The sequence below is a fragment of the Paenibacillus sp. J23TS9 genome (assembly GCF_018403225.1).
GTDB lineage: Bacteria > Bacillota > Bacilli > Paenibacillales > Paenibacillaceae > Paenibacillus_AQ.
Genome location: NZ_BOSG01000004.1, coordinates 374,265 through 389,322 on the forward strand (window position 1 = coordinate 374,265; position 15,058 = coordinate 389,322).

Genomic DNA, 15,058 nt, shown 5'->3' on the forward strand with positions numbered 1-15,058 from the left:
ACCAATAGGTTAAGCCGTCCTTACTTCACACCGCAACAGCAGCCTGTTTAATTCGTTCAATTTGACCGAGATGCCCCTGAACATGTTTGGAAAATCCTTGGATGATGGTCTTGATGCTTACGGTCTCGCCTTTAAAATTGACGCCGGTCTTCGCCAACTCCTCCTCGCTCAAACGTCCTACTAATAGGCTGTTATATTCCAAAATGGCATGGAAGGCATCCAGGATGTCAGAAAGCTGTCCTTCGTTCGAGTGTTGACCGCTGACCCAGGCATCCTGGTTAAAAGCTGGCAGCTGTGCCGTTGTAGCAGCAAGGATATCGCGAATCCGAAACGAAATGACAAAGCTGTGATCGACGAGATGTGAGACCACCTCCTGAACGCTCCATACCTCCGGCGCCTGCTTCCACTTCACCTGCTCCTCACTTAATCCGTCTATGGCCGTCAGCAGCTGTCCATGGGTATTTAAAAAAGCTTCTAAATTAACCTCACTCATTTAATCTCCTCCTTATGCGAAGCTTGGTTCAGGTGGTGCCTGCCGTTCAAAACGCGATAGCGCAAACGGACGGATGTCATGCTGCGGCTGTCCATCCATGACAAGCTGCGAGCATATTTCGCCGACCACGCTCGAAAATTTGAAACCATGTCCCGAGAAACCTCCTGCGACAAGGATGTTCGGATATTGCGGATGCCTGTCTATAATGAAATTCTCATCCGGCGAAAGCTCATATTTGCAAACTGCGCCTTTGGTCAACCGGCCAGCAGCCCCTGGCATATACTTCTCCAGTACGCTACGCAGCTCCCCTTCATCTTCCCGTAAGCTGCCGAAGGGCAGAACCGGGCTCCCCGGCTTCCAATCACGTCCGGTATCATGCCGGCCGATTTTAAGACCAGCGCCTCCGATATCCGGAAAACCGTAATATCCGCCTTCCTGAGTGTTGAGTGTAAATCCTGGGAATCTTCCCGTTTGGAAATCGGGAGTACTTGTCTCGAACCATCCAACCACCTTACGGACAGCTCTGACCGGGAGCGAAACAAACGGGGCAAGCGTGCTGAACCATGCTCCCGCGGTCAGAATTGCGCCCGACCCATGATACTTGCCATTCCGGGTGTGGATGATTACGCTGCCCTTCCGGGCCGTAATGCCGGTGACCGCGGTATTTGTCAACAGCTCTGCTCCGTAAGACAGCGCCAGCGCCCTATAAGCCCGGATACAAGCCTCACTCCGCAAATAACCGGCGGCAGGCTCATACATGGCTTCAAAATGCTCCGGAATATCAAGGCCAGGCCAGCGTCTGCGCATTTCTGCAGCGTCCAGCTTTTCCGTTATAACCCCATGCTTAGCTGCTCCTACGATACGTTCTGACAAGGAATACAGATCCGGATCGGTTATATTGAGAACCCCTGACTGCACCAGCAGGTGAGTTTCCGTCAAATCCTCTACTTCATTCCACAGCTCGTGGGCACGGATGGCCATGTCTGTATAGACTGGATGACCGCTATAGGCATGCCGGATCAGCCTTGGTTCACCATGATGGCTTCCCTCTCGGTGCGGCGGATCAAACGCATCAATCAGCAGTGTGCGCACGCCCGCTCTGGCGAGATAATAACCGGCGCTCATCCCCATGGAGCCTGCTCCGACGATAATGACGTCATAGTTCTTGATGGATGTTATGACAGCTCACCCCCGCTGGAATGCAGATGCTTTAATACGCGTTCAGCCAGAACCGTGAAGAAACGGATGCTGACCGGAATCGCCGCCTCATCGAGCGTAAAGGCTGGATGATGCCACTCCTGCGTTCCTGCCGTTCCCATAAAAACGAATAACCCCGGAATGCTGCGCTGGTATACTGCAAAGTCCTCTCCGGCCGGCGAAGGCACCGGTACCACCGCTTGTAATCCGGTGGCGCCAGCAGCCTCACGCCCCAGCTCCGCGAGCGTCTCATCGTTATGGACTGGAGGCGGGCCTTCGATCCATCGTACACCGGCACGGGTACCCAATCCGGTGCTCACTCCTTCAACCACTTGGCTGAAGCGCTCCAGCACCTGCAGCCGTACCTGATCGTCAAAGGTCCGGATCGTTCCTTCCAATACAGCCTTGTCTGGAATGACATTCCAGGCCGTTCCGCTGTGAAGCTGGGTCACACTGATCACCGCGCTTTCCAGGGCACTTACATTCCGGCTCACAATCGATTGAAGTGCCGTAATGACATGGGCCGCTGTTACGATCGGATCGAGTCCCGCTTCTGGAACAGCTGCATGGGAGCCTTTGCCGTCAATCTCCACGACAAAGCCGTCTGCAGCAGCCATCAGCGGACCACTTTTAATACCGATCGTCCCTACAGGCAAATCCGGCTTATTGTGCATGCCGAATATCGCCTGCACCCCTTCGAGCGCTCCGCTGTCAATGATCTGCTTCGCTCCCTTGGCCTTCTCTTCAGCCGGCTGAAATATCAGTCTGATGGTGCCTTGCAGTTCACTCTCGCGCGCTTTCAAAGCATACGCCGTTCCAAGCAAGGCCGCGGTATGAAAATCATGCCCGCAGGCATGCATTTTTCCTGGAATTGTTGAGGCGAAGGCCAGACCCGTCTCTTCCTGGATCGGCAGCGCGTCGATATCCGCGCGCAGCGCAATAACGGGGCCTTCCCGGAGACCTCCGACTTCAGCGATGACGCCTGTTGCCAAAGGATAATCGAGAACCCGAATATCCCCTTCCTCCAGCCATCTGCGAATAGACTTCGTCGTTTCGAATTCCTCATTCGACAGCTCCGGATATTGATGCAAATGCCTGCGAATTCGAATAAATTTTTCATAAGCAGTTTCGGATACGGACTCCAGTTGATGACCAGTCATCACATCATCCTCCTTCACATTTTTTGAACGGAGCCTCATACCTCCGCTGCCGCACCAGCCAATGCTTCACTCAGCAGTTCAAACGACCGGAGACGTTTTTCGAATGGGGCAATATTGCTGGTTACGATAAACTCATCCACACCGGATGCCTTATGGAGTGCATCAAGCTTCTCGCGCACGGATGCTTTGGTACCCTTCGTGATAATAGGCTCCTGTTCTGCAATCGTATAATCCTCATTTGCCTGCCGGCCAAATTCCTCCGCCTGCTCGCGAGTGCCGAGCGTCAGTGTCTTGCCACTGGCCAGATGAATTTTCACCAGCTTCTGTGCACCTACAAGGTCAGCAGCCTCCTCTTCGGTATCCGCAACAGCAACGGCGAGCGCGATAATGACCTGTGGCTGAGAACCATGTTCTGTGTTAAATGCATTGCGGTAGCTGCGGATTGCTTCCAGAGCCACCTCTTCATCACCATTGATAAATAAGGAAAATACATATGGAAGACCCAGCCCGGCTGCAATTTCCGCGCTCCCCACGCTGGCGCCGAGAACATAGAGTTCAGGCGGGTTCTCCGGAAGCGGCGCTGCTTTCAGCCCGGCCAGCGGATGGTCCGGTTCCAGACGGTTATGCACAAATTGATCCAGCTCCACGATTTTGTCCGTCAAAGATGCCGAATCCTGAATGCCGCGCTGCAGTGCCTGCGTACTGCGGGGCAAGCCGCCCGGCGCACGCCCAATCCCGAGGTCAACACGCCCTGGAGCCAAGGAGGCTAACACGTTAAAATTCTCAGCTACCTTATATGGGCTGTAATGCTGCAGCATCACGCCCCCTGAGCCGATACGGATCGTTTCCGTCTTTGCCAGCAGATAGGAGATCAACACTTCAGGCGAGGAGCCTGCCAGCTGCTCGGAATCATGATGCTCCGACACCCAGAAGCGCCGGAATCCCAGCTGCTCCGATTTTTGCGCCAGCAATACCGTGCGCGCGAGTGCTTCTGCGCCTGTCTCTCCCGGATAGATCGGACTTTGATCAAGAACGCTTATTGTAATCGCCATACCCTTTGCCTCCTAAATGCTATAGTTAAGTTCCGGTGTGATCCGCTTCAAAAACTGCTTCGTCCGCTCTTCACGGGGATTGTTGAACAGTTCCGCCGGCGTCCCTTCTTCCACGATCACGCCGCCATCCATGAATACCACATGGTTCGCCACATCCCGCGCAAAGCCCATTTCATGGGTGACAACGATCATCGTAATGCCCTCCTTCGCGATTTTCCGAATCACGGCAAGCACCTCGCCCACCAGCTCCGGATCCAGTGCCGAAGTCGGTTCATCGAAAAGAATCACTTCCGGCTCCAGAGCCAGTGCGCGGGCAATCCCCACACGCTGCTGCTGTCCACCGGAGAGCTGGCTCGGATACGCCTCCAGCTTGCTGCCAAGACCTACTTTTTCAAGCAGTGCAACGCTTCGCTGTTTTGCCTCTTCCTTGGGCAGCTTTTTCACCACGATGAGTCCTTCCATCACATTTTCCAGCGCGGTCTTATGCTTGAAAAGATTGTACTGCTGAAATACCATTGCCGACTTCTGGCGCAGCTGATGGATATCCTTTTTTCCAGCACGCTTGCAATTCAAGCTGTAGTCACCGATAACAATTTCGCCGTTATTTGGTTTTTCCAAATAGTTCACGCAGCGCAGAAGCGTCGTTTTCCCGGAGCCGCTTGGGCCCAGGATGACGACCACCTCTCCTTTCTGCACGGTTAGGTCAATTTGATTCAGTACCTGGTGACGCCCGAAGGATTTAGATATATTGGTCAGTTTGATCATGCAACTCCACCCCGATTGTACAGATTGATTCGTTTCTCGATCATTGCAGTGGCCCGTTCAATCAGAAGCGTAAGTCCCCAGAAAATAACGGCTGCCGCCAGATATGCTTCGAAAAACTTCCAGTTCGTCGATGCCACGATTTGCGCCTTTGCATTGATTTCAACAACCGACACTGTAAAAGCGAGCGTAGAACCGTGCAGCATGCCGATGACCGAATTGGACAAATTCGGAAGACTGACCGCCAGCGCCTGGGGAAAAACAATTCGGCGTAACGCCTGCGGTGTCGTCATGCCTACCGAATAAGCAGCTTCCAGCTGACCGCGGTTCACTGCGAGCAGACCGGAACGGATCACTTCTGCCATGTAGGCGCCCGCTGTGATTGAAAAGGATATGAAGGCGAAGCCGATCATCGGAATAGAGGATGATTTGAAACCCCATCCCAGCTGTACGGACAATGCATCCAGCAGCATCGGCAGACCGAAATAAATAAGGAGTAAATGGGTAAGCATTGGAGTTCCCCGGATAAAGGTGACATAGCCGGTCGCAATCTGGCCCAGTACCGGGATTTTATAAATTCGCAGCAGCGCGGTGATCAATCCGATGACAAAGCCGGCGGTAACAGACACTGCTGTTATGACAAGCGTGGTAGGAATGGCAGACAGCAGCTGAACCAAAGCCGTCCAGATAAAGGATGGATCGATTTTCATAGGTCAGTCCCTCCTTTGCCCGAGTCGATGCTGGCAACCATGCGCCGATAGGAGCGTTTTCTTTGAATCCGAAACCTTCTCTGCCCTGCCGGGTCAGGCTGCTCATGTCTCAGTAAGCGGCGCTCTAGGGTCAAAAGCAGCTTCTCGAGCGTAAAGCTGACCGCCAGATAGATGAGTGCAAGCGAGATATATGCTTCAACAAAATGCTGCGTGAGAGAACCCAGTGTATCCGCCTTGCCCGTCATTTCCATCACGCCAAGCGTGAAGGCCAGCGACGTGTCTTTCAGCAGAGCAATGACCAGGTTAGAGAATACCGGGACCGCGATCGCCAGCGCCTGAGGCAGCACAATCCGGGTAAATGCTTGATGCCCCTTCATGCCCATGGCATAAGCCGCCTCGACCTGTCCCCGGTCCACCGCCGTTACCGAAGCGCGGATCGTTTCCGACATAAAAGCACCGGTATGAAGGCCATAGGTCAAGATGACGAATACCAGCACCGGTGCTCTGGATATATCGATATGCACCAGCTTCAGAATTTCGGGAAGACCGTAGTAAAAAAGAAACAGCTGGATCAATATCGGCGTTCCCCGAAAAAAAGAAACATACACTTTGGCCAGCGTATTCACTACCGGAATCCTGTATAGGCGGGGAAGGGCGATGAGAAACCCCAGGATGATCCCCACCAGAAGCGAGCCTGCTACGATCAGCAGCGTAATCCCCAGCGTCGATAGCAGCTTTGGAAAATAACTGAATATATAAGTAAAATCAAACGGCGCCCCCATGAGCTTCCTCCTCCCTAACCTAGGTCATGCATGCAGTCTATTTCTTGGAATCGGCGGTGAAATCCGAACCCAGCCACTGTTTGCTCAAATTGCCCAGCGTACCGTCTGCTTTCAGTTCCTTGATCGCACCGTCGATGTCATCCGCCAGCTTCTGCTCCTCCGGATCGTCTTTACGGAATACAAAGAGGATATCCGCTTCCGAGAGATCATCCCCCGTTGTTTTCAGCTTGCCCTGCGGGTCAATCAGCGGCAGTGAGAAGTCTGCACCGACCGTGGCTTCCACGCGTCCGGTCGTAATCTGATTCACGGAATCCTTGGCCGCGCCGCTTTGATAGACGATGTTGATGGCATTGTTATTTTTCTTGTTATAGTTCTCCAGGATTTGAGCCTCGGCACTTGTTGCACCGGTCAAAACCTTCTTCCCTTTCAGATCATCCAGTGATTGTATGGAATTATTGTCCTTGCCAACAATGATCTTGTTTCTCCAGTGGGCATAAGGCTCTTTATTAAATAAATACTTTTGCTCTCGCTCCGGATTTTTTTCCATCTCGTGAGCAACAAAGTCAATTTTTTTCGTCTCCAGACTGAGGAGGAGATTAGCGAATTCCTGGGTTTGCAGCTCGAACTCATATTGTGGAAGCCGCTTATCAATTTCCTTGACTAGCTCCACGTCAAAGCCGGTCAGCTTACCGTTCTCGTCGATAAAGCAGATTTTCGGAAAGGCTGTACCTGTGCCCACCACTATCTTTTTCACTGTTCCCGCTGACGCATTGGCAGTTCCTTCCTTTGCTTGATTGGCTGACTTTTCAGCTCCCGATCCGCATCCGGCAATTACCCCCGTGAGCAGTAATGCTGCAGCCATTGTCCATGATTTACGCATGATCTCATCCCCTTTTCGATCCAAATTGATAATTCCTATCTGTTTAGTATGAATTTGATGTTACTAACTTTACCGCGAATTACAGCACGCGTCTAATAGAGTTTTTCTATTCATGTATCCAAATCCTTAATTTAGTACCCTTCCGCCCGATTCGAGCAGCGCTTCAGCGAATTCCGTGTGCTCTCCGTTTAATGTAATCAGGTTGGTTTGCAGGGCGATGCCCGTCGTTTCGGTAATATCGACAGGGACAAGCAGACCCGCCTCTACTTCCTGCTGCACACAGAGCCCGGGGAGAAAGCAGATTCCAGCCCGGCGCAACACAAGCTTCTTGGCCGTTTCGGAGTTATCCACCTGGAACACGATGTTAGGGGGCTGCTCCAAGCTTTCGAATACCCGGTGGATCCGCATCCAATCGAGTGAGCCGCACTCGAAGAAAATAAGTGTTTCATGACGGATATCGCGGATTGATGCCCTCCCGGCAGCAGCTAACGGATGCTCCTTATACACATACAAACGGATCGGGTCTTCGAAGAAAGGATAGGACTGAAATGCAGGATTCATCAGTTTTCGTACAAACGCCAGATCTAGTTCTCTGGAAGACAGCTTGGCTGCGAGCTCATCTGTGGGAGCCGTCGTGATTTTGAATTTAATATCCGTAAACCTTTCATTCAGCCGCATAAGCAAATGAGGCATTAAGTAATTCGACACAGACACGGTGCAGCCAATCCGCAGTTCATTGGGTGTCGCGCGCTTGGAATGGATATGATGCTTGCCTTTTTGATAGGTCTGGAGGATTTGTTGAGCATAGGGAAGAAACTGTTTGCCTTTGTCGGTGAGCTGGATCTGCTTGCCGAACCGGTCGAAGAGTCTGCAATCCAGCTCGCGCTCAAGCGACTGGATCCGTGCGGTGACGGTAGGCTGGGACAAGAAAAGCACATCTGCTGCCTTGTTAAAGCTTCCATAATGATTGATGTAGACGAAAGCTTCAATATTTTCAATATTCATACATACACCTCCAATTACATACTATTCATATAAAAATAGACGGTTTTAAACCAGCAGTCGCTAATCAATTTTTCTGATCTTATCCATTTCTTTAGTTCAATTTATACAGTTGGAATTTTATTGTCAATGATTATTTAGATCAATCCTGTATAATTGAATTTTTCAATAACGATATCAATATTTGTTAATTCCCATATGTTTACTTTGTTTTTGGAGTTATACTGAATAAACAAATTTGATGAAAACGATGAAAAGGAGTGACCGTGATGACCACAGCACAAGAAATTATGATCCGCGATGCGGAGGAATTTGAGCAGGAGGCCATAGCGCATGTCATGCTCGAAGCCTATCAGCAGTATGCTTTCGACCTTCCGGAGCCGCGTTGGGAGGAATACCGTAATTCCATCCGTGACTCCGTATATGGCAGCGGTCCTCATGCCCGCATAGTTGCCGAGCTGGACGGTGAAATTGTTGGAAGTGTGCAGCTGTTTCTCTCCTCCGAGGCCGCGTATGGCAAGCCTGAAATGGGTTTACAATCGCCAATTATCCGGCTTCTTGCCGTGTCTCCTGCAGTCCGCGGACGAGGAATAGCCACGGATCTGATCAAGGAGGCTGCGCGCAGGTCCGTCCAGTTAGGTGCGTCCACCCTAAATTTGCATACATCGGACATGATGGCCTCAGCCGTACAATTATACGAACGTCTTGGCTTCAAGCGCGCTTATGAGACGGATACCCGGAACGGAGAAACGCTTGTAAAAGGATATCAGCTCGATTTGAGCTCAACTTCACTGCTCGAACCGGTTGTATAAAATGAAAAAAAGGCGGTGCCCAGCTCTACAGCTGGCACCGCCTTTTCATGTACTGCTATGAACCGATCCTCTCAGCAACAATAGTAAATGTCTTGGGAATCCCCTTGTCATATACTTCGGAGGAGAGATTGGGCATTTCTTCGAGAGACATAATACGGAGGCCTGATTCCGCCACGGCAGTCACAATTTCTCCAAGCGTCCATTTACGTAAATAGACCGTATTCGAACTGCTATTCTCCCCGCTGTTCAAATACTTTTGAAAGGATACGTCACTTGCCTCCAAGGAAGTGCTGAAATAATCTCCTGTCACTTTATGCTTTCTGATCTTCGCCGTCGTCCCTGAGGAGGATATGAGCTTCGTAGAAATAGGATGGAAATCCTGCACCACCAATCTGCCTCCTGGTTTCAACAGCCTAGCTGCGCAATCAAAAAGAGGCTTCAAATTCTTAAAATAATGCAGAATTCCGTTTTCCATGAAAACCGTATCATAGGACAAAAGAAATTCCTCTTCCGGAAGCTGCAGCACATCCGATAACACATATCGGAGTTCAACCCCCGCGGCACGGGCTAATTCCTCGGCATACTGCTGATTTTCATAAGAAAAATCGGCAACCGTTACCTTGGCTCCAAGCAGGGCTAACGCAACGCCTTTTATCCCATTGGAGCCCATCAGATTCATTATGCTTTTACCCTGAACCTGCTCTTCAAAATATTTGTATAGATGTTGAATGCTTTTGACCGGATTGTCCTTTAGTCGTTCGGCTGCCTGCTCAGGCGTACCAAAGCGGTTCACCCATGCCGAGTAAGCCCCGCCATTCCATGCTTCTCTGTTCGATTCGCGCGCTTCCATTGTTCCTCCAAGGTTTATAAGAATGTGGGCTGTGTCATGAAAATCACCAATGGTTCGCCCTCTATGAACATCATTTGATAGGTATATTGTATGTTATGCCCATTTATTTTAACGCAAAAATCGACAAACAGAAAAGAGGTTTTTTCACGAAGACCAAGCAGGCCACCCATGAAAAATCTTCGGGTGACCAAGTTTTAGAAGTATTTCACAGACTATTCGGGGTCAATCGCCTGCGCCCGAATCAGCTCCAGGAGCTGTTCCTTCTCTTCCGGCGGGATCCATTCCACCAGGCGTGCCGCAGCGATTGGAACCATCCAGCGTTCAATCTGCTCATGTGAGATATCGGTTAGTTTCATATATTCCTGCAAATACTCTACCGTCAGCTGCTCCCGAATTTGGGCAAACAGCTCCTGAACGGGAGGAGGCAGCTCTTCTGGCAGTGTTCCTGTTCTAAGCAAGAGCAAAGTTCTTGCGACATCAGCGGCTGGACTTCCGCTCATCGCCGTCATCCAGTCGATAATCCACTCCTTATGCCCCAGCATAATATTATCCGGATGATAGTCTCCATGGCAGAGCCACGAGCCATCCTCCAGCAAATCAAGCCCAGCGATAATCCTGCGCTTCTCATCTTCCATCAAAAAAGGTGCTTCCATAATCTTATCGGCCAACATAGCCTTTTGCCGGGGAAGTCCATCCACTTTTCTCTTATGTATCTCCGCATGAAGCCGCGCCATCCGCCCCGCTTCTTCTTTTATAATTCCAGGATCCCGGAAAATGGCTGCCAGCATGGTCAATCCGTCTGCCTCTTCATAAACAATGCCCATACGTCCGTTATGTTCTTTCATCTCAAAAGGCTGTGGTACCCGAATCCCAGACGCATACACTTCCCGGCTGACACGGAACTCCTGCTCTACGGCCCTCATCGGGAACTCCTCTCGAAAAAGCTTCAATACCCGCTGCGGTTCATAGGCCAGCAGTTCGGCTGTTCGTCCAGAAGCAATAATCCCCTCACTCTTGTTCATCTTCCCTTCTCCTCCTCCAAGGTAACAACACTAGCGGATCTTACAATAATTGTAATCGAATTCAGAAGAATCTTGAAGCACTTATCATATGATCCATCGACATATATAAGCATAAAAAAACCCGTCAGCTCCTTTTCGGGCAACGGGCCTTCTTCATATGATGATCTATCCTTCTTCCAGCCGCTCCACATTGACGGTTTGAGTGTTGGTTGGCCTTGCGCCCACCTGTACGGTAGCCATACCGTTCACTTCATCCACATTTTCAATCCAGACGGGTTCCCCTTCGAGCTTTACAGCAATGTTGGTTGTGTCCTTATAGATCTCAAGCGCGCGTTTAACGTCCATTACCATCGAACCTCTCTTTTATTCATAATAGATTTCCCAGACCCGATTCCTCTGCTTACTTGTCATCTGATTCGCCGTCATGCGGCTCCGGAACCATCGAATCCGTCGTACTATCACCGATATATCCGTTATCCGCCGTAATTTCACCGCCGCCAAGTCCTTCATTTACCATCCGGTCAATATCAAACATATGGCTCTCATGAGATACCTGCTCAGGAGATGTCATGCTTTCCCAATCCACATCGTTCCCATTGATAAAGCTGGCAGCTTCCATATTGTTGGACACTTTTTCATAACGCTTTAACGCGGCCTTATTAAAATCCTCATGCAGGTCTTCATCCTGATTTTTCCTCATTCTCTTTTTGCCTCCTGCCCGTAAAAATGGTCTGCACTGTTCTTAGCATGCCCTTTTCAGGAAAAAAGCATGTAAAACCAGCGGATCATCCTCCATTTCTTCTATTCAAATGTCATAGATTGAGCAAAAGATAGGCATACTGTTAGGAACAGAGCTAATACAAAAAAAAATAAAAAGGAGCGGCTGAATATGCATACGGTTTGGAAAGGGGCCATCAGCTTCGGGCTGGTTCATGTGCCTGTCAAAATGTTTTCGGCGACGGAAGATAAAGATATCTCCATGAGATATGTGCATAAGGAGTGCGGAAGTCCCCTGTCCTATGTCCGCAAATGTCCGGTATGTGAGAAAGAGGTTGAGTGGGAGGAAATTTCCAAAGGATATGAGTATGAAAAAGGAAAGTTCGTCCTGTTTGAAAAGGATGAACTCGAGCAAATCACGGATCAGGCGAATAAATCGATCGCTATCCTAGATTTCGTGGACTTGACGGAGATCGATCCCATTTATTTTCAGAAAACATATTACTTAGCGCCTGATCAGGCTGGCGGTAACGCTTATCAGCTCCTGAAGGAAGCGATGCAGCAGAGTGGTAAAATCGGCATCGCCAAAATATCCATCCGCTCCAAAAGCTCCCTCGCGGCCATTCGCGTGCTGGAGAACTGCCTTGCTATTGAAACCATGTTCTATCCCGATGAGATCCGTCCGGTGACGCAGGTTCCGAACTTACCTGAAAATGTGACCGTGAACGAGAAAGAGCTCGGCATGGCCCAAATGCTAATTGACCAGCTGTCCGAGCCTTTTAATCCCGAGAAATATACTGATGATTACCGTGCGCGGCTGCTCGAGCTGATCGAGCATAAAGTCACGGGCCAAGAAATCAAGATCGCGCCTGCCAAGCAGGAAACGAATGTGATCGACCTGATGGCGGCCTTACAGGCCAGTATCGAAGCTTCCCGGCCGGCAAGCTTGGCTACCGATCCGGGCAAGCCTAAGAAAGCTGCCAAGCCTAAAGCCAAGACGGCAGCAGCCGCAGATGACAAGCAGGCCGCGGGCGCCGAAGGTCCTAAGCCGAAACGCCGCAAGACGGCCAAGAAAAATGAAACCGTCTCTTAACCGCAAGCTGGGGGGATCCTGCCTATGAAGCTGCGTCCGGTTAAACCATTCGAGCCAATCATGACGAATATTATTCCCAGCGGGAAACGCTTGATCGCTCAGATCAAGTGGGATGGCGTACGCATGTTGGTTTACCATGACAGCGAGGGCACAGAGCTCATCAACCGCAAAGGCAACAACCGCACGCGGCAATATCCCGAGCTCATGGACACCGCTGCCTATTGCCGGGCGGACTCCTTTATACTGGACGGTGAGATTATCGCTTTGGTTGATGGCGTGCCTTCGTTTCATCAAGTGATGAAGCGGGACAGCCTGCGGCAAGAGCAGCAAATCCGCGCCCGCGTGCAGCAGGTTCCGATCGTATATATGGTATTTGATATTCTGTACCTCAACGGGGAATCCGTCACGAATAAGCCCTTGCATGAACGTCAGGCGCTGCTGGCTAAGGTCCTGATTCCAAGTCCGTTGGTACAATCTGTTCCGAGCTATCCGGATATCCCCCTACTGCATGAAGTATCCAAACAGCATCAGCTCGAAGGCATTGTCGTCAAAGACTTGGACAGCGCATACGCTGTGGGTGGCAAGGATAAGCGCTGGCAAAAGCGAAAGAACATTCTCGATTTAAATGCCGTGGTTGGCGGCGTCACCTACCGGGACGGTCTGGTGAACGCGCTGCTGCTCGGCCTTTATGATGAAGAAGGTAAGCTTATCTATATCGGGCATGCCGGAACCGGCAAGCTGGCAGTGGCAGACTGGCGAAGAATTACGGAGAAGGCTACGACTATGCAGCAAAAGGACAGGCCATTCGCCAATCCGTCGGAACGCCAAAAAGGGGCGGTATGGATCCGCCCCGAGTGGGTCGTAAAGGTGAACTTTCTTGAATGGACGCCCGGAGGCACACTGCGCCAACCGAGTATACAGGCCTTCGTGGATTCCGCTCCAGAGGACTGCAAGTTGGATCAATGAGATGCAATCATATCCTCAGCGAGCTTTACGAAATCCTGTTTGGTCAATTTGCTGCCCAGGTTATCGTATATTTCGTAATATAAATTATGCTTGTCATCTCTCCATCCAAGTCGGTTCTTGCTTGCCCGTATTCTCCCGGCTGCAGCTGATCCCGCACTTTTTGGCTGTAGGTTCCCCAAGCGAATTAATCGCAATTCCGGGACGCATTCATTTTCCTCCTCCGATGCCGTCATCATGCTTTTAAGCTTCATTTGGGTTCGGCTATATTTCTTCCTGACGGCTTCCTCGCTTTTTTTCAGTATCTCGCCGATTTCGCCAATTGATTTTTTTTACGAAGATCCGGAGCACCAGCAGATGTCCCCATCCATTTCTTTGGCACCTCCCTCTCTATGGATGAACTTTATATAGGTATCACAACTGGGCTGTCCCAAGCAGGACAGCCTATCGACAAAATCTTTCGGAGGTATTTTTATGCCACGTACCGTGAAAGGCACCATTACCATTGAAGGCCATGCCATTCCCATCACCAATCCAGATAAGCCGCTGTGGCCCGAAATGGGCATCACCAAGGCAATGTATCTGCAAAAGCTGGCTGCGCTCGCGCCTTATTTGCTGCGCTACTGCCAGAATCGGCTGCTCACAACCATCCGATATCCGCATGGGGTACCCGGTGAATTCTTTTATCAAAAAAATGCGCCCGAGCCGCTTCCGCCTTATGTCCATACGGCCGAGCAGGAAGGCATCCACTATATTGTGCTGAACGGTCTGCCTGAGCTGCTGTGGCTTGGCAATCTCGCAGCACTCGAGTTCCATCCATCCCTCCATTACGCCGGAAGCACCTTGCCGTGTGAGTGGATGATCGATCTGGATCCCTCACGGGAAGTCGAGCCGCGTATTATGGAAGCCGCATCCATCGTCGGTAATGTGCTTCATTCGCTGGGGATTGACTCGGTTCCCAAAACATCGGGAGCTACAGGCGTGCAAATTATTGTTCCTATCCATGAGGGGATTACTTTCGATGAGCTTAGGGTCATTGGACTTTTTGTAGGAAGGTTTGTCACTGAAAAGCATCCGGAGCTGTTCACGCTGGAGCGTCTAAAGAAAAACCGCGGCGACAGAATCTATTTTGATTACCTCCAGCATTATCAGGGTAAAACCCTTGCGGCACCGTACACCCCCCGGGCCAGACCCGGCGCTACAGTATCTACTCCGCTCCACTGGGAAGAGGTTCGGAGCAATGTGTCACCGCTGGATTTTCACCTGTTGAATATCGAAGAACGGTTGCAAAAGACCGGCGATCTCATCGCATCCCTGCCGCCGCAGCCTGTGGAGAAGGTCATCCGCCATTTGAACGCCAAATAACCCCGCTAAGCAGGGATCCTCCCAGGTCCATCCATGTACTTTGCGGGGACCCCGTAAATGTATACATTCTTATATGTCAAAAAGCCCGGAAGATGAATTCTTCCGGGCTTTTGTTACTCCCCCCTGCTCAATAAGAAGTTGGCTTTTGATTGATGCCTAGGGAGCGGAGGAGCCGAATTGTTCTGAAGAAGCGCAGCG

At 50.7% G+C, this 15,058-nt stretch carries 17 protein-coding genes; 4 read left to right on the forward strand and 13 right to left on the reverse strand.

Annotated elements, in window-relative coordinates; translation table 11 throughout:
* Positions 1 to 25: 25 nt before the first annotated feature.
* The 9 genes from KJS65_RS23345 to KJS65_RS23385 all read right to left on the reverse strand — a co-directional run bounded on the left by KJS65_RS23345 (position 26) and on the right by KJS65_RS23385 (position 8,041).
* On the reverse strand, positions 26 to 493 hold the full coding sequence (locus tag KJS65_RS23345; protein WP_213652233.1) for a DinB family protein: 468 nt from the start codon (positions 491 to 493) through the stop codon (positions 26 to 28).
* Positions 494 to 505: 12 nt separating this feature from the next.
* Positions 506 to 1,624 carry an N-methyl-L-tryptophan oxidase gene (gene solA / locus KJS65_RS23350; protein WP_244864758.1) on the reverse strand — a complete coding sequence of 373 codons (1,119 nt, stop codon included), beginning with the start codon at positions 1,622 to 1,624 and terminating at the stop codon, positions 506 to 508.
* A gap of 44 nt (positions 1,625 to 1,668) precedes the next feature.
* A complete protein-coding gene (locus KJS65_RS23355; RefSeq protein WP_213652234.1) occupies positions 1,669 to 2,850 on the reverse strand; it encodes a M20 peptidase aminoacylase family protein in 1,182 nt (393 codons plus the stop codon).
* 35 nt (positions 2,851 to 2,885) lie between these two features.
* Positions 2,886 to 3,902: an LLM class flavin-dependent oxidoreductase gene (locus tag KJS65_RS23360; RefSeq protein WP_213652235.1), complete on the reverse strand. Its 1,017-nt coding sequence runs from the start codon at positions 3,900 to 3,902 to the stop codon at positions 2,886 to 2,888.
* 12 nt (positions 3,903 to 3,914) lie between these two features.
* Positions 3,915 to 4,667, reverse strand: coding sequence for an amino acid ABC transporter ATP-binding protein (locus KJS65_RS23365; RefSeq protein WP_213652236.1), 753 nt, complete (start codon positions 4,665 to 4,667; stop codon positions 3,915 to 3,917).
* Positions 4,664 to 5,374, reverse strand: coding sequence for an amino acid ABC transporter permease (locus KJS65_RS23370; protein WP_213652237.1), 711 nt, complete (start codon positions 5,372 to 5,374; stop codon positions 4,664 to 4,666). The genes KJS65_RS23365 and KJS65_RS23370 overlap by 4 nt, the downstream gene beginning before the upstream one ends.
* Positions 5,371 to 6,156: an amino acid ABC transporter permease gene (locus tag KJS65_RS23375; protein WP_213652238.1), complete on the reverse strand. Its 786-nt coding sequence runs from the start codon at positions 6,154 to 6,156 to the stop codon at positions 5,371 to 5,373. The genes KJS65_RS23370 and KJS65_RS23375 overlap by 4 nt, the downstream gene beginning before the upstream one ends.
* Positions 6,157 to 6,193: 37 nt before the next feature.
* Positions 6,194 to 7,036, reverse strand: coding sequence for a transporter substrate-binding domain-containing protein (locus tag KJS65_RS23380; RefSeq protein WP_213652239.1), 843 nt, complete (start codon positions 7,034 to 7,036; stop codon positions 6,194 to 6,196).
* Between the two features lie 126 nt (positions 7,037 to 7,162).
* Positions 7,163 to 8,041 (reverse strand): LysR family transcriptional regulator, encoded by an 879-nt coding sequence (locus tag KJS65_RS23385; protein WP_213652240.1) that lies wholly within the window; start codon positions 8,039 to 8,041, stop codon positions 7,163 to 7,165.
* A 266-nt stretch (positions 8,042 to 8,307) separates the two neighbouring features.
* On the opposite strand from KJS65_RS23385, the gene KJS65_RS23390 reads away from it, so the two are divergent.
* A complete protein-coding gene (locus KJS65_RS23390; protein WP_213652241.1) occupies positions 8,308 to 8,850 on the forward strand; it encodes a GNAT family N-acetyltransferase in 543 nt (180 codons plus the stop codon).
* 55 nt (positions 8,851 to 8,905) lie between these two features.
* Here KJS65_RS23390 and KJS65_RS23395 read toward each other — a convergent pair whose 3' ends face one another.
* From KJS65_RS23395 to KJS65_RS23410, 4 genes are all read right to left on the reverse strand, one after another.
* Positions 8,906 to 9,700 (reverse strand): class I SAM-dependent methyltransferase, encoded by a 795-nt coding sequence (locus KJS65_RS23395; RefSeq protein WP_213652242.1) that lies wholly within the window; start codon positions 9,698 to 9,700, stop codon positions 8,906 to 8,908.
* Positions 9,701 to 9,912: 212 nt separating this feature from the next.
* Positions 9,913 to 10,722, reverse strand: a complete 810-nt coding sequence (locus KJS65_RS23400) for a phosphotransferase family protein (protein ID WP_213652243.1) — start codon at positions 10,720 to 10,722, stop codon at positions 9,913 to 9,915.
* A gap of 165 nt (positions 10,723 to 10,887) precedes the next feature.
* Positions 10,888 to 11,067 (reverse strand): H-type small acid-soluble spore protein, encoded by a 180-nt coding sequence (locus KJS65_RS23405; RefSeq protein ID WP_136603711.1) that lies wholly within the window; start codon positions 11,065 to 11,067, stop codon positions 10,888 to 10,890.
* A 55-nt stretch (positions 11,068 to 11,122) separates the two neighbouring features.
* Entirely contained in the window at positions 11,123 to 11,422 is a 300-nt protein-coding gene (locus KJS65_RS23410) for a hypothetical protein (RefSeq protein WP_213652385.1), read from the reverse strand.
* Between the two features lie 189 nt (positions 11,423 to 11,611).
* Here KJS65_RS23410 and ku point away from each other — a divergent pair, with 189 nt between their 5' ends.
* The 3 genes from ku (at position 11,612) to ligD (ending at position 14,860) form a co-directional block, all read left to right on the forward strand.
* Entirely contained in the window at positions 11,612 to 12,532 is a 921-nt protein-coding gene (ku, locus tag KJS65_RS23415; protein WP_213652244.1) for a non-homologous end joining protein Ku, read from the forward strand.
* 24 nt (positions 12,533 to 12,556) lie between these two features.
* Positions 12,557 to 13,498: an ATP-dependent DNA ligase gene (locus tag KJS65_RS23420; protein WP_213652245.1), complete on the forward strand. Its 942-nt coding sequence runs from the start codon at positions 12,557 to 12,559 to the stop codon at positions 13,496 to 13,498.
* Positions 13,499 to 13,969: 471 nt separating this feature from the next.
* Positions 13,970 to 14,860 carry a non-homologous end-joining DNA ligase gene (gene ligD, locus KJS65_RS23425; RefSeq protein WP_213652246.1) on the forward strand — a complete coding sequence of 297 codons (891 nt, stop codon included), beginning with the start codon at positions 13,970 to 13,972 and terminating at the stop codon, positions 14,858 to 14,860.
* Positions 14,861 to 15,058: the final 198 nt, after the last annotated feature.

Excerpts from the sequence above, each read along its gene's own strand:
- KJS65_RS23345 (WP_213652233.1), bottom strand. The coding sequence starts at position 493 with ATGAGTGAGGTTAATTTAGAAGCTTTTTTAAATACCCATGGACAGCTG.
- solA (WP_244864758.1), bottom strand. The coding sequence starts at position 1,624 with ATGGGGATGAGCGCCGGTTATTATCTCGCCAGAGCGGGCGTGCGCACA.
- KJS65_RS23355 (WP_213652234.1), bottom strand. The coding sequence starts at position 2,850 with ATGACTGGTCATCAACTGGAGTCCGTATCCGAAACTGCTTATGAAAAA.
- KJS65_RS23360 (WP_213652235.1), bottom strand. The coding sequence starts at position 3,902 with ATGGCGATTACAATAAGCGTTCTTGATCAAAGTCCGATCTATCCGGGA.
- KJS65_RS23365 (WP_213652236.1), bottom strand. The coding sequence starts at position 4,667 with ATGATCAAACTGACCAATATATCTAAATCCTTCGGGCGTCACCAGGTA.
- KJS65_RS23370 (WP_213652237.1), bottom strand. The coding sequence starts at position 5,374 with ATGAAAATCGATCCATCCTTTATCTGGACGGCTTTGGTTCAGCTGCTG.
- KJS65_RS23375 (WP_213652238.1), bottom strand. The coding sequence starts at position 6,156 with ATGGGGGCGCCGTTTGATTTTACTTATATATTCAGTTATTTTCCAAAG.
- KJS65_RS23380 (WP_213652239.1), bottom strand. The coding sequence starts at position 7,036 with ATGCGTAAATCATGGACAATGGCTGCAGCATTACTGCTCACGGGGGTA.
- KJS65_RS23385 (WP_213652240.1), bottom strand. The coding sequence starts at position 8,041 with ATGAATATTGAAAATATTGAAGCTTTCGTCTACATCAATCATTATGGA.
- KJS65_RS23390 (WP_213652241.1), top strand. The coding sequence starts at position 8,308 with ATGACCACAGCACAAGAAATTATGATCCGCGATGCGGAGGAATTTGAG.
- KJS65_RS23395 (WP_213652242.1), bottom strand. The coding sequence starts at position 9,700 with ATGGAAGCGCGCGAATCGAACAGAGAAGCATGGAATGGCGGGGCTTAC.
- KJS65_RS23400 (WP_213652243.1), bottom strand. The coding sequence starts at position 10,722 with ATGAACAAGAGTGAGGGGATTATTGCTTCTGGACGAACAGCCGAACTG.
- KJS65_RS23405 (WP_136603711.1), bottom strand. The coding sequence starts at position 11,067 with ATGGACGTTAAACGCGCGCTTGAGATCTATAAGGACACAACCAACATT.
- KJS65_RS23410 (WP_213652385.1), bottom strand. The coding sequence starts at position 11,422 with ATGAGGAAAAATCAGGATGAAGACCTGCATGAGGATTTTAATAAGGCC.
- ku (WP_213652244.1), top strand. The coding sequence starts at position 11,612 with ATGCATACGGTTTGGAAAGGGGCCATCAGCTTCGGGCTGGTTCATGTG.
- KJS65_RS23420 (WP_213652245.1), top strand. The coding sequence starts at position 12,557 with ATGAAGCTGCGTCCGGTTAAACCATTCGAGCCAATCATGACGAATATT.
- ligD (WP_213652246.1), top strand. The coding sequence starts at position 13,970 with ATGCCACGTACCGTGAAAGGCACCATTACCATTGAAGGCCATGCCATT.